Source organism: Autumnicola edwardsiae, from assembly GCF_031846505.1.
GTDB lineage: Bacteria > Bacteroidota > Bacteroidia > Flavobacteriales > Flavobacteriaceae > Autumnicola > Autumnicola edwardsiae.
The window spans coordinates 26,998-48,968 of sequence record NZ_JAVRHP010000017.1 but is presented as its reverse complement, the minus strand read 5'-3'; the positions used below and the strand labels follow the sequence as shown (position 1 = coordinate 48,968).

At 39.0% G+C, this 21,971-nt stretch carries 15 protein-coding genes; all 15 read left to right on the top strand.

The features are described from left to right. The coding region (locus RM529_RS05270) for a T9SS type A sorting domain-containing protein (RefSeq protein WP_311483704.1) at window positions 1-1,776 on the top strand (1,776 nt) is incomplete at its 5' end. Continuing rightward, window positions 1,773-3,623, top strand: a complete 1,851-nt coding sequence (locus RM529_RS05265) for a right-handed parallel beta-helix repeat-containing protein (protein ID WP_311483703.1) — start codon at window positions 1,773-1,775, stop codon at window positions 3,621-3,623. The genes RM529_RS05270 and RM529_RS05265, both read left to right, overlap by 4 nt. A gap of 280 nt (window positions 3,624-3,903) precedes the next feature. Then, complete coding sequence (locus RM529_RS05260) at window positions 3,904-7,008, top strand: SusC/RagA family TonB-linked outer membrane protein (RefSeq protein ID WP_311483702.1); 3,105 nt, start codon at window positions 3,904-3,906, stop codon at window positions 7,006-7,008. Window positions 7,009-7,010: 2 nt separating this feature from the next. After that, entirely contained in the window at window positions 7,011-8,633 is a 1,623-nt protein-coding gene (locus RM529_RS05255) for a RagB/SusD family nutrient uptake outer membrane protein (protein ID WP_311483701.1), read from the top strand. A gap of 21 nt (window positions 8,634-8,654) precedes the next feature. After that, window positions 8,655-10,055, top strand: coding sequence for a glycoside hydrolase family 28 protein (locus RM529_RS05250; protein WP_311483700.1), 1,401 nt, complete (start codon window positions 8,655-8,657; stop codon window positions 10,053-10,055). A 3-nt stretch (window positions 10,056-10,058) separates the two neighbouring features. Then, complete coding sequence (locus RM529_RS05245; RefSeq protein WP_311483699.1) at window positions 10,059-11,327, top strand: mandelate racemase/muconate lactonizing enzyme family protein; 1,269 nt, start codon at window positions 10,059-10,061, stop codon at window positions 11,325-11,327. A 108-nt stretch (window positions 11,328-11,435) separates the two neighbouring features. After that, the gene (locus tag RM529_RS05240; RefSeq protein WP_311483698.1) at window positions 11,436-12,872 is read left to right on the top strand and encodes a Gfo/Idh/MocA family oxidoreductase; all 1,437 of its coding nucleotides are present in this window, start codon (window positions 11,436-11,438) and stop codon (window positions 12,870-12,872) included. Between the two features lie 160 nt (window positions 12,873-13,032). Continuing rightward, window positions 13,033-14,172: a glycoside hydrolase family 88/105 protein gene (locus RM529_RS05235; protein ID WP_311483697.1), complete on the top strand. Its 1,140-nt coding sequence runs from the start codon at window positions 13,033-13,035 to the stop codon at window positions 14,170-14,172. Window positions 14,173-14,273: 101 nt separating this feature from the next. Continuing rightward, a complete protein-coding gene (locus RM529_RS05230) occupies window positions 14,274-15,656 on the top strand; it encodes a glycoside hydrolase family 28 protein (protein WP_311483696.1) in 1,383 nt (460 codons plus the stop codon). A gap of 414 nt (window positions 15,657-16,070) precedes the next feature. Then, window positions 16,071-16,907 carry a 5-dehydro-4-deoxy-D-glucuronate isomerase gene (kduI, locus tag RM529_RS05225; RefSeq protein ID WP_311483695.1) on the top strand — a complete coding sequence of 279 codons (837 nt, stop codon included), beginning with the start codon at window positions 16,071-16,073 and terminating at the stop codon, window positions 16,905-16,907. A gap of 7 nt (window positions 16,908-16,914) precedes the next feature. After that, window positions 16,915-17,676 carry an SDR family NAD(P)-dependent oxidoreductase gene (locus RM529_RS05220; protein ID WP_311483694.1) on the top strand — a complete coding sequence of 254 codons (762 nt, stop codon included), beginning with the start codon at window positions 16,915-16,917 and terminating at the stop codon, window positions 17,674-17,676. An 80-nt stretch (window positions 17,677-17,756) separates the two neighbouring features. Then, a complete protein-coding gene (gene uxaC, locus RM529_RS05215; RefSeq protein ID WP_311483693.1) occupies window positions 17,757-19,160 on the top strand; it encodes a glucuronate isomerase in 1,404 nt (467 codons plus the stop codon). After that, window positions 19,160-20,185 carry a sugar kinase gene (locus tag RM529_RS05210; RefSeq protein ID WP_311483692.1) on the top strand — a complete coding sequence of 342 codons (1,026 nt, stop codon included), beginning with the start codon at window positions 19,160-19,162 and terminating at the stop codon, window positions 20,183-20,185. Before uxaC ends, RM529_RS05210 begins: the two co-directional genes overlap by 1 nt. Window positions 20,186-20,261: 76 nt before the next feature. Further along, on the top strand, window positions 20,262-20,933 hold the full coding sequence (locus RM529_RS05205; RefSeq protein ID WP_311483691.1) for a bifunctional 4-hydroxy-2-oxoglutarate aldolase/2-dehydro-3-deoxy-phosphogluconate aldolase: 672 nt from the start codon (window positions 20,262-20,264) through the stop codon (window positions 20,931-20,933). Continuing rightward, window positions 20,930-21,922: a TRAP transporter substrate-binding protein gene (locus RM529_RS05200; RefSeq protein WP_311483690.1), complete on the top strand. Its 993-nt coding sequence runs from the start codon at window positions 20,930-20,932 to the stop codon at window positions 21,920-21,922. The genes RM529_RS05205 and RM529_RS05200 overlap by 4 nt, the downstream gene beginning before the upstream one ends. Window positions 21,923-21,971: the final 49 nt, after the last annotated feature.

The following is a 21,971-nucleotide window of genomic DNA, read 5'->3' as shown; positions in this document are numbered from 1 at the left end:
TATGATGATGATATTGATGAATATGAAGATTTTAAAGGAAGGGTTTATATCAATTCCAGAGGCGCTACCAACCGTTTTATGAGTTTGGATTTAAATGAAGATGATAAAGTAACTCTTTGGGTGCTTGGCCAGGATGGAAATGGTGAGCTTCACTTTGAAAATACACCAAATCCTGAATTACAGAATGACATGGTAAATGTGGGTGGTGAGCTTCAGGAAGTAAGTTTTGTGGCAAAGGCAAACGGAACTTATCACATCTACGACACGGCCGATAAGCCGAGCTATTTCAGGATTATCAGAAAACCTGCCACTTATGGGCAATTATCTGGAAACGTAGATCTTACTGAAGCGCCGGGAATTCCTGAAGACTATTCGATAGTATTTTCTATTGAAGAAGGAAAAACCTGGAATGTGACACCAACCGATGGTTCCTACGAGGTTGAACTGCCAATAGACTTTGACTACAATATTTCTCTTGAAGGAGCTGATGGATATGTAATTTCAGATGGTGCTTCGGTAACTATAACTGAAAGTGCAGCTACCCATGATATAACTATAGAAAAAGTAGAAATTTATTCTGTTACAGGATCAATTATTGGGTTGGATGAGAATATTGAAGATTTAGACTTAACCTTTACTCCAGATCCGGGTGCTGATGCACTTTATGTTCCGAAACCAGTGATTGATACAGATGCGGGAACATATTCTGTAAACCTTGAGCCAAATGTTCAGTATACTATTGAAAGTGAGGGTGTGGATGGATATTATATTCCTGAAAATACCCTGGAAATAATAGGTGAAACCACAAGGGACATCGTTTTTGAGGCTGAACCCGATGGGCCATTTGGAGATATTGACGGAGACGGAATTTTAAATGGCGTAGATAATTGTATCTCAACTCCTAATCCAGATCAGGCAGATGTTAATGAAAATGGAGTTGGAGATGTATGTGATGACGATGATGGAGACGGGATCATCAATTTTGAGGATAACTGCCCTGATTCTACAGAAGGAGCGACTGTTGATGTTTTTGGTTGTGAGGTTTTTGATTTGGCTGCCGATAATTTCAATATATCTGTATATGACGTAAGTTGTAACGGAAACGGTGACGGTTACATTAGCATTAATGCAGCAGATACAAATTACACGTATAATGTAGCCGTATCTGGTACAGGAACCGATGCTGCTACTTTATCATCTTCCAATGAGTTTTCAGCTAATATTGAAAATCTTGCGGCAGGAAATTATGATATATGTGTGACCGTTGACGGCCAGGACAATTATGAACAATGTTTTAATGTTACTGTAGAAGGGCCAACACCTTTGGAAGCCTATACTTCTATAAATAATGCCAGTAACTCAGTAAGCTTTTCTTTGGATGGCGCTGAAGTTTACACAATAGATCATAATGGTGAAATTACCACTACCTCACAATCCAGAATAAGTTTATACCTTAAAAAAGGCAGGAACAAGTTCAAAATTTCTACAGATTCTGAATGTCAGGGTACATTCTATAAGGAGGTATTAATGTCAGAAGAAGTTGTGCTGTTTCCAAATCCAACTAAGGGTGACCTTCAGGTTTATATCAATGGAGCAGATACCAATGTAAATGTTTCGCTTATTAATCTTAGTGGAACGGAATTTATTTCAGAAAAAATGGAAATTCCTTCAGACAGGGTTATTCATCTGGACCTTACCAATTATAGAAACGGAGTGTATTTCCTTCAATTGAAATCGGCAACGGTAAGTAAAACTTTAAAAGTTATAAAATCATGAAAAATTATATAAACATACCTTACTATAAACTGCTCCTGATTTTTGTTTTGGGCACGCTAACGTTTTCCTGTTCCAGCGACGATGATGCCGGGGTAATTAATGATGCGGTTCCGGGAGCAGCCTCGTTAGTTCTTCCGCAGGACAATACCGAATGTGAAGTAGGAGATGTAGTGGCCAATATGGCTGAAGTAGCATTTGAATGGAGTGAAGCCAGTGATGCTGATACTTATGACCTTGTGATTACCAATCTGAATACCCAGGAAGTAAAACAAAGGCCTAATTTGAACACTACGGCTATTGTGGTTAGGCTGGAAAGGGGAAATCCATATACCTGGAGCGTTGTTTCAAAGAATGACGGAGAGGAAACTACCGCTTCTGAAGCTTACAGGTTTTATGTAGCCGGGGAACCAGGTTCTAATAATGTGCCTTTTCCTGCATCTCTTATGGCACCTACTTCCGGAGCTATGCTGTCTTCTGTTGATGGTAAAGTGACTCTTGAATGGGATGCTGCGGAAACCGATACAGATGGTGATGCGTTAACCTATACCTTATTTGCAGATACGGTGGATGGAGATCAGGAACCACCTGAAGAATGGAAAGGACTTACAGAAACCTCTGTGGAAATTGAGGTAGCACCTAATAGTATTTACTACTGGCACGTGGAAACTACCGATGGTAAGAATACAGCCATAAGCAATACCTACTCTTTTAGAACGGGTGAAAATACTTCTTCTGTACAGGGGGAAATAGTGAGTACTTCCCAGGAAATTTTGGATGCTATTGCAGCGGCTGGCCCGGGCGATAATATCTATATCCGCGGTGGAGATTATACCTTCGATTCCACCATAGAAATTAATACCAGTGGTAGTGAAGGCAATATGATTTCCCTATTGGCTCACCCTTTAGATGAGACCAGGCCGAGATTTGATTTTTCATCGATGGCTGAAAATTCCTCAAATCGGGGAATAGAAGTAAGTGCAGATTACTGGCATATAAAAGGGATCGATGTATTTAAAGCCGGTGATAACGGAATGCAGACAAAAGGGAATAATAATATTATAGAATTCTGTACTTTTTCTGAATGTTCAGATACAGGGCTTCAGTTAGATAATGGGGCTGCTAATAACACTATCCTTAATTGTGATTCTTTCTTTAATGCCGATTCTTCTCTTGAAAACGCCGATGGGTTTGCAGCTAAGCTGAATGTAGGTTCAGGAAATACCTTTGTAGGCTGCAGGGCATGGAGAAATCTCGATGATGGCTGGGATGGTTATTTAAGAGAAGGTGATAATGTTACGACTACTTATGAAAATTGCTGGGCCATCGAGAATGGTTATTTAGAAGATGGTACTCCCAGCGGTGGTGACGGTAACGGATTTAAAACCGGAGGAAGCGATGATAAGGAGCTAAAACATAATGCCATTTATATGAATTGTGTGGCAGTAGGTAATGCAGCAGACGGTTTCGATCATAACAGTAACCGCGGCGAAGTAACACTTTACAATTGTTCCGCTTACGAGAATGGCAGGAATTATGCTTTTAGTAATACCAATCCATTGGAAAAATTAACCATTAAAAATTCTAATGTTCTTGGCGAAGTTGGCAGTATTAACGCCACAACCCTGGATGTTTCAAATAACAGCTGGATGGAAGGAGTGGAATCTTCTGTAGCTGATTTTGAAAGTTTAGACTATGCTGAACTAACCGGCCCCAGAAATAGCGATGGAAGTCTTCCTGATGTTAGCTTTTTCCATCTTGAGGCAGATAGTGATTTAATTGATGCGGGAGTAGATGTAGGTTTGCCTTACAATGGTTCTGCACCAGATCTTGGAGCATTTGAATTCTAAATAAAATTCTTACTAGTTCCTTTTTGGAACTAGTAAGTTTATAATAGTTGAAATCAATATTGATTGATAATTTAATCTTCAATATGGTCAATAATTATAATTTTAGCTTTTTTAAGCTATAAAAACTTTTATAAGTTAAAAATTTTAGTATTAAAATTTGGTATTTAATAATAATTTAACGTATGTTCGTGTAATCGATTACATAAAGAACCTATTGAAAATTTTAAGCTCTATGTTATCAGTGATATTTGAGCAACTAACTGTTAAAAATTAACTAATTATGAAAAAAATTAAGCGGATTATTGATTGTCATCAGTTGATTTCTATGATTTTCCTGTTAATCCTCCTGATCTCAGGTTCTACAATGAAAGGTCAACAAAATAATATTACCGTCAACGGGACTGTAGTTGAAGGCGACACAAAGCAACCGCTTCCTGGAGTGAGCATTATACAACAAGGAACAACCAATGGTACTGCGACAGATTTCGATGGAAATTTTTCCTTAAATGTGCCCTCAGATGCGGTGCTCGTGGCGAGCTTTGTCGGGTACCGTACAGAAGAGGTTCAGGTGAATGGGCAGGAGGTTATTCAAATCATTTTGCAGCCTGATCTTCAAGCTATGGACGAAATCGTTGTAGTGGGGTATGGTACGTTAAAGAAAACAGATGTAACAGGTTCTGTGAGTAGTGTTGGTGCTGAGGACTTGACAGAGAGGAAGATGACCAATCCGTTGGAGGCTCTTCAGGGAAACATGCCTGGTGTTCAAATTAGTCCATCAACAGGTAGGATAGGAGATGGTTTTAATATTGTGGTTCGGGGAAAGAATTCTATGGGGGGTAACGTGCAACCACTTTTTGTGGTAGATGGTGTACCTATGGATAACATAGATTTTCTAAACCCGCAGGACATTGAGAGAATGGATGTTCTAAAAGATGCCTCCTCTACAGCTATCTACGGTTCCAGAGGATCAAATGGAGTAGTAATAGTAACCACAAAGAGCGGGGCAACAGCAAAACCTGGATTGAATGTTACTTTTGAAAGTTACTATGGATTGAAGGACGTTGCACGTTTACCTGAAATGATGTCTCCTGAAAGATGGTGGGAATATCATCAATCTGCATATTTAGCCACTGCTACTCCAGATCCGGAAACCGGCGTAGTCACTCCTGAAGCTCTTCAAAATGCAATTTTTGGTAATGAAAATGCTGAGTTAAGGAGAAGAGTTGAAAATAATGAAAGCTTTGATTGGTATGATGCTGTCTTAAAGAGTGGTATACAAAGTAATAACTATTTAAATGTTTCGGGGCGTTCAGAAAGTGGAGTTGGATACAACATGGGAATTGGTTACCAAAAAGAAACGGGAAATATCGAGAACGAATCCCTGGAGAAATATACATTTAAACTGGGATTAGATCATAAGATTAATAAATATTTTGCTACTGGGGCTAATGTCACTGTTTCCTTAACAGAAGAAAATTTAGGTAGTGATTTAGCTATGCGGGAAGCATTTAGGTTAAACCCTTTTCTGAATCCTTATGGCGCAGATGGAGAATTATATCCTCTACCGGGGACCCTATTGGACGAAAATGGTAATCGGCTCATTAACAAAACCAGCACCTATAACCCCCTTCTTGAAATTGAAAATTCAAATGACGAAATCCGAAGATGGAATGTTGTAGGTAATACTTTCTTTCAGTATTCTCCACTGGAATGGCTGTCCTTTAAAACTACCTTTTCGGCAAACGTATTAAATTACAGGAGGGGGCAATCCTGGGGAGCTTTAACCAATGTTGGAGCAGCTAACGATAATCAACCTTCTGCATCTATGGAAAGGCTGGAAAATTTTAGTTATACCTGGGATAACCAATTTAATATTAACTACACATTTAATGAAGATCATCAAGTAAATGTTCTTGGGCTATATAGTTTATACTCGGACAGGTCTGAGAATTCCTTTCTGAGCTCTCGTAATATGCCATTTGAATCTGGATTTTATAATATTGGAAGTGGTGCTCCATCAACATATAATCTGGGATCTGGATATGTTAAGCAAACTTTGACTTCTTATGCCTTTCGTGTAAATTATTCCTATTTGGACAGATATCTTTTGACTTTAACAACACGTTGGGACGGTTCCTCCTTATTATCAGAAAGCAATAGATGGGATTCTTTTCCTTCTGCAGCAGTTGCCTGGAGGATTAGTGAAGAGGATTTTATGATGGACCAAGAAACAGTAAGCAATTTAAAGGCACGATTAAGTTATGGCTTTACCGGGAATAATATCATAAGTCCATATTCTTCAATGAATCTTCTTACTAACCAGGTTTTCTATGACTATAATGGTGCACCGGGAAGTGGTTGGATCCCGGGAATTTTATCAAATCCAAATCTGGGCTGGGAAAAAACCAGGGAATTTAATGCAGGGATTGATTTTGGGTTCTTGAGTGACCGGATAGTAGGTAGCGTAGATATTTATGATAGACTATCAGAAGATCTATTGCTGCCCCAGCAGCTGCCGTATGAAACAGGTTGGGGGACTACAAACGCAAACGTGGGCTCTGTTAGTAATAGAGGTATCGAAGTCTCATTAACCACAAGAAATGTACAAACAGAAAATATTTCATGGAACACGTCTTTTACATTTACGAAGAACAGAAATCAAATTGAGTCGATTTATGGACAAGATGAAGTGGACGATGTGGGAAACAATCTCTTTATAGGCGAATCTGTTGATGCTATTTACAATTATAAATTCAATGGAATTTGGCAACCTGAAGATGCAGCCGAAGCCCAAAGCTATGGAATGGAAGTAGGGCAGGCAAAAGTTGTAGATGTAAATAATGATGGAAGATACACTCCTGAGGAAGATCGTGTTATTTTAGGATCTGCAGACCCTAAATGGTCCGGTAGTATTTTTACTACATTAAAAGTTGGTGATTTTGATTTATCTGCCTCAGTTATAACTAATCAAGGTGTATATGTATACAGTCCTTTCCATGAAAATTTTACTAATACTAGGGATCGTGGAAGACAAAAGCTGGACATAGATTGGTTTGTGCCAGAAAATAATGCAGGACTGCCAGCACAATTTTCCAATAGTTATCCTCAGCCTAGAAATATGGGAAGATTCTGGAGAGATGAGGGAGTCGGATATTATAAAGATGCTTCATTTGTTAAAGTGAAAAATATTGCTTTGGGCTATAATTTCGGGGAAAATATCTTAACCTCCATAAAGAGCAAAGAACTGAGAGTCTATTTCAACGTGTTAAACCCCTTTGTTTTTACTGACTATACGGGTTATGACCCAGAGTGGGCTGCCGCTGGTTTAGAAGTTGGAAGAGTAAGTTCCATTACATATCAATTAGGATTTAATCTAAAATTTTAGAAATGAAAAAGATAAAAATATTATTAGGAATAATTATAACTGTAATTGCCTTCACTTCTTGTAATGATTATTTAGAAGAAGAGAATCTCTCCAATGTTGCCGCGGAGGAATTTTATTTAACTGAGGAAGGCTTTGAATCATTGATAACAGCAAACTATTCACAACTACGGGAAATTTATGGTGATGAACCGTGGTTATTTTCTGCAGGAACAGATTTATATGCGGAAGGCCGGCAACAGGAACCGCCTGGTTTAAGTCAATATTCCCAATTAACACCATCTTCAGAAGGTGTTGAGTATTTATATGATCAAGGATATGAGGCCATACAAATTGCCAATATGGCACTACATTATTCTGAGATTACAGAGCAAAATGATGAAGTAGATCTACGTGTTGGGGAAATAAAGTATTTAAGAGCTAATGCTTATTTTCTATTGGTGCAAACTTATGGTGGTGTTCCTTTGGTTACTGATTATATCTCAGATGTTGTTTTGGAGTTTGATAGAAGTAGCGCTGAAGAGATATATGATTTTATAATTTCTGAATTGGAGGGATCCCTAAGTCTGGTAGAGGGAGGAAATTATATAGGTAGAGTTAACAAGCGAGCGGTGAGACACTTGTTGGCCAAAGTTTATTTAACCCGCGCATATGAAGAATATGGAAGTCCTTCAGATTTTGAAACAGCTGCAAATTATGCAGATGAAGCTATCGCTGGACAGGAATTAAATCTATCTTTTGAAGAGCTTTGGTGGCCAGGAAATGACTTGAATGAAGAGGTGATTTTTTCAGTTCAATTCGATCAATCTTCAGTAAGTACAGATCCCCAAAATCTTGGGCATACTCAATCAAGCTTCTTTGGTCCGGCTTTCGGAGGAGTTGAAAATGCGGGTATAGAACCTTATAGAACTTTTACATTAGTCCCAACGGGTTGCGCGGTGGATCTTTTTGAAGAAGGAGATGACAGATGGGAAGGAACATTTATGGTAGAAATGTATGAGCAGTATTACGATTTTTATCGCGTTCAAGATCATAGTAACCTGGCCGTTTTACATTATTATGCACCCAAATGGGAAAATTCACCGGCAGATCAGGCAGCTTACGAAGCAGAACATCCTGAAGCAGTTTATCACCCGTACGGAACTTACTTTCCAGAAGTTAGCAGGAATTTTGACTATTATAATATTGCCATAAGAAAATTTGACGATCCTGGTGCTCCGTATGGTGAAGGAAGAGTAAGTACAAGAGATATTATACTGTCAAGATTAGGTGAAACTTATCTTATAGCGGCAGAAGCTTATTTAATGGCCGGGAATAATGCTACGGGCCTTGAAAGACTTAACGTGGTTAGAGAGAGAGCCAATGCAGACCCGGCAACATTGAGCGAATTTACAATCGATTACATTCTTGATGAGAGAGGGCGTGAATTAATGGGAGAATATCATCGTTGGTTCGACCTTAAAAGAACCGGTAAGCTAGTGGAACGAGCTTCTGCCTGCCATTATTTAATTGAGGAAAGCAACTTCGAAGGAGCCAATGGAGAATTAAAGATTTTAAGACCAATCCCGCAATTAGCAATTGATTTAAATAGAAATCCCAATTTTCAGCAAAATCCCGCTTATCAATAGAATTTATAACATAATACAAGAATGAAAAATTTAAAAAAAATATTCTTAGTTTTCCTTATTTCTTCCTGTGTTCATCTTTATGGGCAGAACCAGGAAGAATATTGGAAGAAAGCTGAAGAAATTGTTAAAGGTATTCATGAGCCGGAAATTCCGGATAGAATATTTTCTATTACTGAATTTGGTGCAGTTGCCGATGGTTCTACTATGAATACTGAAGCCATAAAAAAAGCAATTAATGAATGTAATAAGCAAGGCGGGGGCACAGTCCTGGTGAAAGGAGGTGTTTTCCTTACTGGACCTATTCATTTAAAGAGTAATGTAAATCTTCACATCGATAAAAATGCGACTGTTAAGTTTAGTACAGAGCCAAAAGATTACCTTCCCATGGTACTTACACGTTGGGAAGGGGATGATTGCTATAATTATTCTCCTTTAATATATGCCATAGGCCAGAACAACTTCTCAATTACAGGCAAAGGTATTTTGGACGGTCAGGCAAGTGCTGAAAACTGGTGGCCCTGGAAAGGGGGTAAAAAAGGGGGATGGGTTGAAGGATCTCCCAGCCAGCTTGATGAAGAAAATCGCCCTATGTTAAAGAAATTTAATGATACTCAGGTCCCAGTATATAAAAGACAAATGGCAGGTCATTATTTGCGACCTCAGTTTATAAATTTTATGTATTGCAACAATTTAAAGATTGAGGGCATTATTAAGAACTCACCATTCTGGGAAATCCACCCTTTGCTTTCTGAAAATATTATAATAAGGGATATAGTGATAAACAGCCTTGGGCCTAATAATGATGGTATAGATCCCGAGTCTTGTAGAAATGTTCTAATTGAAAACTGCACTTTTAACACTGGTGATGATTGTATTGCTCTGAAATCAGGAAGAGATTATGATGGAAGAAGGGCTGGAATTCCTATCGAAAATGTGGTAATAAGAAATTGCGACATGAGAAATGGGCATGGAGGAGTAGCTATTGGAAGTGAAATAGCAGGGGGAGTTAAAAATATATTTGTTGAAAACTGTAAAATGAGTAGTCCTGATCTGGACAGGGCCATAAGAATTAAAACTAATAGCAATCGCGGAGGTATTACAGATGGAGTATATGTTAGAAATATTAGCGTGGGGCAGGTAAATATAGCTGCAGTATCTATTAATTGTAGTTATCATATAGATCGGGAAGGAGAAGGTGAGTTCCCTCCTGTGGTGAAAAATATATATGTATCGAACCTTAACACAAATCAGGCAAATTATGCTCTTTGGCTTCAGGGAATAGAGGGGAATGATAGTGTAAAAAACATATACATAAGTAATTGTGATTTTAAAGGAGTAGAGAAGGAGAATGAGATTGATAATGTCGATAATCTAAACGTTGTCAATGTTACTATCAACGGCAAACAGTATCTATATAATTAAAGCATGAATACAGATAGAAGAAAATTTATTACGACCTCACTGCTAGGGGGAGGAATGGCATTAACCACGCCTTTTTCAACAGTTATGGCTCAAGTAGAGGGTGATAAGGATGTTTTTAAAGATAAATATGAACAGCTGGACAAAGCCCTTAATAAGCCAGTATTAAAGAGGGAGTATTTTAAAGAACCTGTAATAATAGATACCTTGGAACTACTTCAATATAAAGAAAATTATATATGCAGGGTACGTTCGAAAGATGGTGCAACTGGATATTCTTTTTCGAATAGCCAGATGGAAACGCTCTACCCTATTTTTGTAAAGCGATTACAACCATTTTTTATTGGAAAAGATGTTACAGACCTTGAATCATTATTAGAACAGGTATATACCTATAAGAGTAATTACAAATTACAAAGTGTGGCGCTTTGGGTACCGTTGGCAACAATTGAATTTGCTATTTTGGATATGCTCGGAAAAATTTCAAAGAAAACAATAGGGCAATTAATAGGAGAAATTCATAATCCTTATGTGAAATTATACCAGGCTAATAGTGAGAGGGGAATTTCAGCGGAGGCAACAGTTGAACATTTGCAGGAATCTTTGGCTAAATCTCAAGCAAAGTCTATAAAGTTTAAAATTGGAGGAAGGATGAGTCAGCCTGATTACCCAAAAGGCAGATCAGAAAAACTTATACGCCTTGCCAGGGAAACTTTTGGAGATGATATGGTAATATCTGCAGATTCCAATGGATCATACGATGTTAAGGAAGCAATTCGAATAGGTAAGATTCTAGAAGATTATAACTACAGCTTTTACGAAGAACCAGTTCCGTTTGATTGGTATGAGGGTACAAAGCAAGTGGCAGACGCTCTTAAAATTCCAGTTGCCGGAGGAGAGCAAGAACCAAGTTTGCGAAATTTTCGGTGGCTTCTGGGAAATGATGCATTACAAGTAGTGCAGGCAGATATGTTTTACTTTGGGGGTATGATACGCTCCATGAAAGTTGCAAGAATGGCCAATGTGTTGGGTAAGGTTCATACACCCCACGTTTCTAATATTGGCTATGTATATATGTTACATTTTGTCTCAGCAATTCCTAATGCAGGTGAGTTTCATGAATTGAAGACACCATTTAATGACGATATGGAATTTGAATGTAAGACATCAAGTCTATTGCCGGAAAATGGTGTGGTGAAAGTTCCTACCGGCCCGGGTCTAGGGATAAATTTCGATCCAGCTTTTATACAGAAGCATAAAATAATAGCTATTTAATTACTCTGGAACCTTTAAATCTTAATTGGAGAGATAAGGAATTAATGGTGCAATATGAGATTGAGAAAATAATTTGACTAAAAGTTTAAATCACAAAAAAAAGTTAATATGGCATTCGAACAGAAAAAAGGATTAACCCGAAGAGGTTTTATCGAAAAGACAGGATTAACCGCGGCAGGAGCCATGGTAGTTTCACCCATGCTAGGTCAAATTATGGATAACACTAGCAAGGAAAGGAAAAGAAGAGTAGCTCTTGTTGGCACAGGAATAAGAGGAATTTCTTTTTTTGGAAAGTTCCTGCGCGAAAATTATTCCAATAAAATAGAGTTCGTTGGGTTGTGCGATATTAATCCTGGTAGACTACAATACGCAAAAGAATATATAGGTGTTGAATGTCCGGTTTTTACAGATTTTGACGAAATGCTTCAAGAAGTAGATATTGATTTAATTATGGTCACTACTGTTGATGCTACACATCATGAATTTATTATTAAAGGTCTTAGTAATGATATTGATGTGGTAACTGAAAAACCAATGACAACGGATGAAACTAAAACGCAGTTAATAATTGATGCGCAAAAGGCTTCTAAGGCTAAACTAATTATGGCTTTTAATTATAGGTATGGGCAATTGTTCACTAAACTCAAAAAAATCCTGGAAGCAGATGAAATAGGTGAACTGGTATCAATAGATTTAAACTGGTACCTGAATACTTATCATGGAGCCTCTTATTTTAGAAGATGGCATGGAATAAAAGAAAAATCTGGAACCCTTTTGTTGCATAAATCTGCTCACCATTTCGATTTATTAAACTGGTTTATTGGATCAGACCCTGTTGAAGTGACTGCTTATGGTGACTTGGAAAAATATGGGGAGAATCATTCTTTTAGAGGTCCCAACTGCAGGTCCTGTAGTTTTAAAAATGAATGCGATTTTTATTGGGATATTACAAAGGATGAAAAGTTAATGAAACTTTATGTGGAGAATGAAGAATATGACGGATATATAAGAGATAATTGCGTTTGGCGGAAAGAAATAAATATTTTTGATAAACATAGCGTGCAGATAAAGTATGCTAATAATGTAATTGTAAATTATTCCTTAACTACATATTCCCCCTTTGAAGGCTTCCGTTTTGGGTTTAATGGAAAGAAGGGCAGGCTTGAAACGCACGAAGGAATACCCTGGCGGGAAACCACTATTGTAGATCAGTCCAAGGTGCATGAAAAAGAGATGGATCAATCTTCACATACAGGAGATGATAACCAGTACCATGAAATTGTCTATCAGCGAAATTTTGAAAAGCCCAATAGAATTGAATTTCCATATGTAAGATCTGGTCATTGGGGAGGAGATAAACTTATGTTTGACGAAATTTTTGAAAATAAGGTTATAGATCCAGCACTTCATCACGCTGCGGATGTAAGAGATGGCTCTTTAGCTGTTTTAGTGGGCATCGCTGCACGTAATAGTATTGAGCAGGGCAGGCCTGTGAAAATAGCTGAACTTTCAGAATTGATGCCAAGAAAGGAGAAATGGATTTAATGGCTGAGTGAGGTATGGCTATTCTAATGAAGTGCCCAAAGAAATTAACTTCAGCCTATAATTAAAAACACTCTCGATGAAAATTTATTCCCCAAAGCTTCTCATTGTTATTACGTTGATGTCTTTTTTTATAAGTTGTAAATCTTATAATAATGAGGCTATGAGAATTGAAGAGGCTGGACATGAAGAAGTCATAGTACCTCTTGATCTTCAATGGTCAGAACGCATGGTGCTTTCAGTTATGGAAGAAAACCCAGTACCCTGGGAGAGAAGTTTTGGGGATAGAAAATACTGGAATTATACTGATGGACTCGTATTGACCGGTATTAACGAACTTTATAAAACTACTAGAAACTCTCAGTATGGCAACATCATATTAGATTATTTGAATGCCCATAAGGATGGGATCCCAGGTTACAAAGCCAATCATTATAATATTGATATGATTAATACTGGGAAACTCCTTTTTGACGTCTATAAGAAAACGGGAGATACCAGTTATTTACATACCCTAAAAATGCTAAGGACTCAGCTCAGTGATCAACCAAGAACGGAGAGTGGGGGATTTTGGCATAAAAAAATCTATCCCAACCAAATGTGGCTTGATGGATTATATATGGGATTACCTTTCTATACTCGTTATACCATGACTTTTGAAAATGGAGAAAACTTAAATGATATCATTCATCAGTTTGATCTTATTCAAAAGAATAATTTAGATGAAAAAACTGGGTTATTATACCATGGATGGGATGAGAGCAAAAAAATGGAGTGGGCAGATAAAAGAACCGGTACCTCACCACAATTTTGGTCACGTTCATTGGGATGGTATATGATGGCGTTAGTAGATGTATTAGACTATTTTCCTAAGGATCATAAAGGCCGCGTTAAATTAATTAATTACCTGAACACATTATCAACAAGTTTGGTTAAATACCAAGATCCTTCAGGATTATGGTTCCAGGTACCGGATAAAGGAAGTTTAGGGGAAAATTATCTTGAAGCTTCTGGTTCGCTAATGTTTGCGTATGCATTTGCAAAAGGTGCAAAAAAAGGTTACCTGCCCCAATTTTTTTTAGACGTGGCCAACAATACCTTTGATGGAGTTTTAAAGAATCTTATAGAAGTCAATGATGATGGACATTTATATTTAAATCAAATTTGTTCAAGTGCAGGACTCGGAGGAAACCCCTACCGAGACGGTTCATTTCGATACTACACCAAAGAGGCCAAGCAAGTTGTTAATGACCCTCACGGCACTGGTTCTTTTATATTGGCAGCTCTGGAATTGGGTAGGTAATTAAAAATAGTTCAATTGATAATGAAACTTATCATTTTCTCCATTCCCAGATAATTAGATGAAGTAGCAATTCGATTAAAAAATAAATTAAAACAAATAAAATGAAGAACAAGAGCAGCCTACTGTCCGCAGTAATTATACTATTTACCAGTATTGTTAGCGCTCAGCTGAATCAAGGAGCAAAAGAAGAAGCCATTGGGAATATTTTGGAGAGAATTGAACTTCCTGCAATCCCGGAATTCACCGTTTCTGTAATAAATTATGGCGCTAAAGGAGATTCTGTAACTAATAATAAAAAGGCTTTTGATAAAGCAATGAAAGCCATTAAAAAGAAAGGCGGGGGTTCCATTATTGTTCCTGCAGGAACCTATACGGTTAATGGGCCTATACATTTTGTAAGCAATGTAAATTTAAAACTTGAAGAAGGAGCCCGAATCAGGTTTAGCTCTAACCCCAAGTTTTACCCTTTGGTGCTTACCAGTTGGGAAGGTACAATGCTTTACAATTATAGTCCTTTTATATATGGCAATAATGTGGAGAACGTAGCGATTACGGGAAAAGGAACAATAGATGGAGAAGCAAAAGATTCCTGGTCGGCATGGAAGGAACTTCAGAAAAAAGACCAGTTATTAAGCAGAGAAATGAATCATGAAGGGGTTCCTGTAAAAGAAAGAATTTTTGGGGAAGGACATTATCTGCGGCCACAATTAATACAATTTGTAAATTCAAGGAATATTTTAATTGAAGATGTAACCATAGAAGATTCACCTTTTTGGTGCCTTCATTTGTTAAAATGTCGAAGTGTCACTCTAAAAGGTTTAAAATACGATGCCCATAACTATAATAATGATGGGATAGATCTCGAGTACACGCAAGATGTATTAATTGAAAATGTGAAATTTGATAACGGAGATGATAATCTTGCCATAAAAGCTGGTAGAGATCATGAAGGAAGGTCCAATGCAGACCTGGCCTCACAAAATATAATTATGAGAAATTGCCTGTTAAAAGGCCTGCATGGAGTAGTAATTGGCAGCGAGATGTCTGCAGGGGTTAAAAATATTTTTATCGAGAACTGTAAATCATGGGGAGACCTTAAAAGAGGTATTTATTTTAAGACAAATCCAGACAGGGGTGGTTATATGAAGGACATTTATGTGCGTAATATAGAGCTTGGTAAAGTAGAGGATGTTTTCTTTATCACGGCCAATTACCATGGAGAAGGAGAAGGCTTTAATTCGAAAATATCAAATATTTATATTGATACTGTTACGGCTGAAGAAGCAACGGGAACTGCAATAGTTATTGAAGGTTATGAAGACAGTAAAGTAGAAGACGTAAAATTAACCAATATTAAAGTGGGGAAAGCAAAGAATGCCCTAACCATCAAAAACACTGAAAATGTTATTTTTGAAGAGGTGACTATTGGTAAAGAAGCCGGAGTACCAACCTCTGCTACAACAGAGGAAGTCTCAGAATTGTGAAGTTTCTTGAAAATTTAGACCCATCTGGTATTTGAATGAAGAAGTGTAAGACATCTTATCTTGTTCAGTTTTGAAATACGGAAATAGATTAGATTTTCAGATATTTTTTATATGCTATATTTTAATAGCTATAAGCAAAGCTGATAAATAAAATAGGCAGTATACAACAGGATAGGCAAAAATTCTACTTTTATTACTTTGCCCGAGGTAATTTATCGGGAATTTTAAAAGTAAAATTGTTTTATAAATAGTTAATTTGGAATTCTTAAGGATGTTTTAGTTATTGCTGTGTTTATATATTACTTTAATGTTAATAATGTTTTATATAGAAGAAAAAATTAATGATACTTTAAAAACTAAAAAAATTGATTATATTCGTGTAATCGATTGCATGTTAACTATAAATACATACAAATGACCAATTCAGAATTCAGATACGCACACCATCCGGAGGATGTAAAAAGATATACTACCAAAGAGCTACGGGAGCATTTTTTAATTCCGGAACTCTTCAGAAATAACGAGATTAACCTTACTTATTCCATGTATGACCGCTTTATTGTGGGAGGAGCTTTCCCCGTAGATAAAACTGTAAAACTGGAGACTATAGACGATTTAAAATCAGAAAATTTCCTGGACCGTCGTGAACTCGGTATCATCAATGTTGGTGGTGCCGGAAAAGTAACTGTGGACGGAGAAGTTTATGAGCTGGGCAATAAAGAGGCACTTTATCTAGGGCAGGGAAAGAAGGAAGTGATTTTTGAAAAATCAGGAAACGAACAGCCTTATTTCTATCTCAATTCCGCTCCTGCGCATCATGCCTATCCTACAAAAAAGGTAGGGAAAGAAGATGCTGAGGTCATTGAGCTTGGGGATGCGAAATATGCCAATAAGCGGATTTTAAATAAACTGATTGTAAACAGTATCGTGGAAACCTGCCAGTTGCAAATGGGAATGACCGAGCTTGTGGAAGGAAACATCTGGAATACCATGCCGCCACATACCCACACCAGGAGAATGGAGGCCTATTTTTATTTCGATCTGGAAGAAGGGCAAACCATCAGCCATTATATGGGGCAACCTGATGAAACCAGGCATATCTTTATGAAAAACCACCAGGCGGTGTTGTCACCGGAATGGTCTATTCACGCCGGGGCGGGAACTTCTAATTATACTTTTATCTGGGGTATGGCCGGGGAAAACCTGGATTATGGCGATATGGATAAAGTAGCGGTTGACGAATTGAAATAAAACATATATGGATTTATTTAATTTAGAAGGAAAAACAGCACTGGTTACCGGCTGTAAGCGCGGAATCGGATTTGCGATGGCCGAAGCTCTGGCAGAAGCCGGAGCTGATATATTAGGCGTTTCAGCAAGTTTAGAAACCGAAGGTTCCAATATAGAAAAAGCGGTACAGGCTAAAGGCCGTAAATTCCAGGGCTACCAATGTGATTTTTCCGATAGGAAATCCCTCTACGCATTTATAGAAAAAGTAAAATCGGAACATCCGAAAATTGATATTTTAGTCAACAATGCGGGAACCATTATGCGCAAACCTGCTGCGGAACATCCCGATGAATATTGGGATAAAGTGATAGAGGTGAATCAGAATTCCCAGTTTATCCTTACCCGGGAGTTTGGAAAGGAAATGATAAAAAGAGGCAGCGGGAAAGTAATATTCACGGCATCCCTGCTCACATTTCAGGGCGGGATTACGGTTCCCGGCTATGCCGCTTCCAAAGGGGCCATCGGGCAGCTTACCATGGCTTTTTCCAATGAATGGGCGTCCAAAGGCGTACAGGTAAACGCGATTGCACCCGGATATATCGCTACCGATAATACCCAGGCTTTACGAGATAATGAAGAGCGCAGCGAAGCTATTTTATCGCGGATTCCTGCCGGAAGATGGGGCGAGCCCAAAGATTTTCACGGCCCTATTATCTTTCTGGCTTCCAAAGCCAGCGATTATATGAGTGGGGCGATCCTTACCATAGATGGCGGCTGGATGGGCAGGTAATAGCCGATAATTGGCAAATTTCGGGTACCTCTTTAAGAAAGGTTTCCGCGAAAGAAATTGAATGAAGAATACAATTAAACATGAAGAACGAAAATTTTATAACCGATAATTTCCTGTTGCAGAACAAGTATGCGCAGGAACTTTATCATAACTATTCGGCAGACCAGCCCATAATCGATTATCATAATCATTTGCCTCCCAAAGAGATTGCTGAGGATCGCAAATTTGACAATATCACCCAGGTTTGGCTGGCGGGAGACCATTATAAATGGCGCGCCATGCGTACGTTAGGGGTGGATGAAAAATATATCACCGGCGATGCTTCAGATAAGGAGAAGTTTATGGCCTGGGCCAAAACGGTGCCGCATACGTTGCGTAATCCGCTGTACCACTGGACCCATTTAGAGTTAAAACGTTACTTCGGAATAGATGAATTATTAAATGAAGAATCCGGGGAGCGGATTTATGAAGAAGTCAACAGGCAGTTGCAGCAGCCGGAGAATTCCTGCCGCGGACTACTGAAAAAGATGAACGTGGAGACGGTTTGTACCACGGAAGATCCTACGGATAATCTGCAATACCACCAGCAAATTGCCAAAGAAGACATAGGTATTAAAGTGAGTACTGCTTTCAGGCCCGATAAAGCGGTGCTGATTGATGCGGAAGGCTTTAATGAGTATCTGGATAAGCTGGCAAAAGTTGCAGAAATGGAGATCGATTCTTACGAAGATCTTCAGAATGCCCTTCGTAAAAGAATTGACTATTTTGATGCCAATGGCTGCAAACTTTGTGACCACGGGCTTAATTATGTTTCTTTTGAAAAGTATACCGAAGAAGAAATTGCCGGTATTTTCAGAAAGAAGAGAGAAGGAGAAGATATTTCCAATCTGGAAGCTGAAAAATTCAAAACGGCTATTTTATTATTCTTAGGGGAAAATTATCATGAAAAAGGCTGGGTGCAGCAATTCCATCTTGGTGCCCTTCGCAACAATAACAAAAGAATGCTGAAGGAACTTGGCCCCGATACCGGCTGGGATTCTATCGCCGATTACAGCCAGGCGGAGAACCTTTCCGGGTTCCTGGATACTTTAGACGGAAAAGACAAACTTCCCAAAACCATACTTTACAATTTAAACCCTTCCGATAATGAGATTTTTGCGACCATGATCGGGAATTTTAATGACGGGAGTGTAAAAGGAAAAGTGCAGCTTGGTTCGGGCTGGTGGTTTTTAGACCAGAAAGACGGGATGGAAAGGCAGATGAATGCCTTGTCCCATATGGGCCTAATTAGCTGTTTTATTGGGATGCTTACCGACTCCAGGAGCTTTTTGTCCTTTCCAAGACATGAATATTTCAGAAGAGTGCTTTGTAATCTTTTCGGAAAAGAAATGGAAAGCGGCGAATTGCCAAATGACATGGAATTAGTAGGAAAAACCATAGCCGATATCAGCTATCATAATGCTAAAGAATACTTCAGTTTCTAATGCAGCAACAGGAAAAAGCTAAAGGAAAAGTAATTACTTTCGGGGAGGTGCTTATGCGATTGTCCCCTTCGGAAAACCGCAAATTACAGCAATCCAACACCATGGATTTCTTTTTTGGCGGCACAGAGATGAATGTGGCGGCCTCGCTTGCGTATTTCGGTATAGAAACGCAGCAGGTGACTAATGTGTCTAATGATCTGGTTGGTGATGCGGCCATAGCAGCGATGCGGCAGTTTGGAATAGATATTTCCGCGGTAAATAAAGTGGAGCATCCGCTGGGATTGTATTTTTTGGAAGTCGGATCTTCGATGCGTTCCGGCAAAATTGCCTATAACCGTTTACATGGCGCTTTCGCTAATATCAAACCGGAGCAGGTAGACTGGGAAAGCGTACTGGAAAATGGCAATTATCTGCATTGGACGGGAATTTCCCCGGCCATTTCAGAAGGTGCCTATCAAACCTTAAAAGAGGGCCTGGAGTTGGCGAATAAGAAAGGAATGACCATCACGGCAGATCCGGCATATCGTAGCAATTTATGGAAATATGGAAAAAATGGCCATGAAGTTTTAAAAGAACTCACCGGGCTTTCCACCATTTTTATAGGAGGCGTAAACGAGATCAATGAAATTTTGGGCACCGATTTCTCTTTTGAAAAAGAAGGCTTTATTGCCGCGGCCAAAAGACTGATGGAAGAATGTCCGAATATCGAAAGAGTATTTGATAAAGTGAGAACGGGAGTCAGTGCTTCCTGGCAGAAAATTTATGGCAGGGCCTGGACCGGAACACAATACCTTACTACTGAAGAACTGGAAATCACTACCGTGGTGGACAGGATAGGAACCGGTGATGCTTATGCGGCTGGCCTTATTTATGGATTGCAAAATTTTGACGATCAAAAAGCCCTCAGTTTTGCTAATGCGGCCTGTGCTCTAAAACATACCATTTTGGGTGATGCTAACCTGGTAAGCCCGGAAGAAGTGCTGGAAGTAATGGAAGGTAGCACCGGGGGAAGGATTAAACGATAGCAATAGAATGACCTCAGAGGTTTTTGAAAACCTGTGGTCTGAAAATATAAATACTTAAGAATAAGAATAACAACAAATGGCAACATTTTCAAGAATAGCGGTAGCCCGGGCTACCAAAGCAACCGGGCTTGTACCCGTATTTTACCATAAAGACCTGGAAACCTGCAAAAAAGTAGTCAAAGCCTGTTATGATGGCGGGGCACGGGTATTTGAATTTACCAACAGGGGCGATTATGCCCATGAGGTTTTTGGGGAGCTTAATAAATATGTAAAAGCCAATCTGGACGGGATGATGATGGGCGTGGGTTCGGTGATTGATGCCGGCACCACTTCGCTTTATCTTCAGCTTGGGGCAGATTTTATTGTCTCTCCGCTTATCAATGCTGAAATGGCCAAAACCTGCAACCGCAGGAAAGTGGCCTGGATGCCAGGTTGTGGCTCGGTGACGGAAATTTCCTATGCAGAAGAACTTGGCGCTGAAGTGGTAAAGATCTTCCCGGGAAGCCAGGTTGGAGGACCGTCTTTTGTAAAAGCGGTAAAAGGTCCATTGCCATGGGCGAGCATCATGCCAACAGGCGGAGTAAGCCCTACGGAAGAGAACCTGGCAGCATGGTTCGATGCCGGGGTACACTGCGTGGGAATAGGTTCTAAACTTTTTCAGAAAAAAGAAGATGGCAGCTTCAATTATAAAGGCATTTCAGAAAAAGTAGGATCGGCCATTAAAATTATTGAAAGCTTTAGAAAATGAAATTATTAAAATTTAAATATTTATTTAATCTCCTGCTTGCCGGACTTGTTCTTTTTTCAGCAATGAGCTGTGAAAAAGATAATAAAACAAGAGTCATTAAACTGGGCCACGGGCTGGATGTAAGCCATCCGGTGCATAAGGCCATGCTTTTTATGGCTGATCGGGTTGCGGAAAAGTCCGGCGGCAAAATGCAAATTGATATTTACCCGAGTCAGCAACTGGGTTCCGAGCGGGAATGCCTGGAATTGCTACAAATTGGCAGTCTTGGAATGACCAAGGTTTCCACAGGGGTAATGGAAAATTTTGCACCGGGATTAAAAGTTTTCGGCCTTCCGTTTTTGTTTCGGGACAGGGAACATCGTTTTACGGTATTGGAAAGTGAAATAGGAGAAAACTTCCTTAATTCCAGTATAAATAAACGTTTAAAAGGACTTACGTTTTACGATGCGGGCAGCCGCAGTTTTTATGGCAAAACCCCTATTGAAACCCCTGCAGATCTCGAGGGATTAAAACTTAGGGTGATGGAGAGTCAGACGGCCATTAATATGGTGAAGCTCCTGGGGGGATCTCCCACGCCAATAGCCTGGGGAGAATTGTACACCGCCCTGCAACAGGGAATTGTAGATGGTGCAGAAAATAATCTGCCAAGTTTTTATCTTTCCCGTCATTATGAGGTTTGCAAGTATTTTCTTGTAGATGAGCATACCGCCTTGCCAGATGAACTGGTTATAGGGACGCCGGTATGGAACAATCTTACTCCCCAGCAGCAGCAGTGGCTTAAAGAAGCTGCGATGGAATCTTCAGAATACGAGAAGAAATTATGGCGTGAAGCTGAACTGGAAGCTCTGGAAGAAATAAAAAAGGCAGGAGTAACAGTAGTAGAAGCCGATAAGGAGGAATTCCGGGAGATGGTACAGCCGATGTATGATGAATTCAGCGAGGATCCGGAGATGAAACAAATAATTGAAGCGATACAAGCTGTAAAATAAATAGAAGGTCCATTAAGGGCAATTATGAACCTTATAGTTGTAGAATTTT

Coding starts and splice junctions, on each gene's coding strand:
- RM529_RS05220 (WP_311483694.1), top strand. CDS start 16,915: ATGGATTTATTTAATTTAGAAGGAAAAACAGCACTGGTTACCGGCTGT.
- RM529_RS05230 (WP_311483696.1), top strand. CDS start 14,274: ATGAAGAACAAGAGCAGCCTACTGTCCGCAGTAATTATACTATTTACC.
- kduI (WP_311483695.1), top strand. CDS start 16,071: ATGACCAATTCAGAATTCAGATACGCACACCATCCGGAGGATGTAAAA.
- RM529_RS05200 (WP_311483690.1), top strand. CDS start 20,930: ATGAAATTATTAAAATTTAAATATTTATTTAATCTCCTGCTTGCCGGA.
- RM529_RS05265 (WP_311483703.1), top strand. CDS start 1,773: ATGAAAAATTATATAAACATACCTTACTATAAACTGCTCCTGATTTTT.
- RM529_RS05240 (WP_311483698.1), top strand. CDS start 11,436: ATGGCATTCGAACAGAAAAAAGGATTAACCCGAAGAGGTTTTATCGAA.
- RM529_RS05260 (WP_311483702.1), top strand. CDS start 3,904: ATGAAAAAAATTAAGCGGATTATTGATTGTCATCAGTTGATTTCTATG.
- uxaC (WP_311483693.1), top strand. CDS start 17,757: ATGAAGAACGAAAATTTTATAACCGATAATTTCCTGTTGCAGAACAAG.
- RM529_RS05245 (WP_311483699.1), top strand. CDS start 10,059: ATGAATACAGATAGAAGAAAATTTATTACGACCTCACTGCTAGGGGGA.
- RM529_RS05205 (WP_311483691.1), top strand. CDS start 20,262: ATGGCAACATTTTCAAGAATAGCGGTAGCCCGGGCTACCAAAGCAACC.
- RM529_RS05255 (WP_311483701.1), top strand. CDS start 7,011: ATGAAAAAGATAAAAATATTATTAGGAATAATTATAACTGTAATTGCC.
- RM529_RS05235 (WP_311483697.1), top strand. CDS start 13,033: ATGAGAATTGAAGAGGCTGGACATGAAGAAGTCATAGTACCTCTTGAT.
- RM529_RS05250 (WP_311483700.1), top strand. CDS start 8,655: ATGAAAAATTTAAAAAAAATATTCTTAGTTTTCCTTATTTCTTCCTGT.
- RM529_RS05210 (WP_311483692.1), top strand. CDS start 19,160: ATGCAGCAACAGGAAAAAGCTAAAGGAAAAGTAATTACTTTCGGGGAG.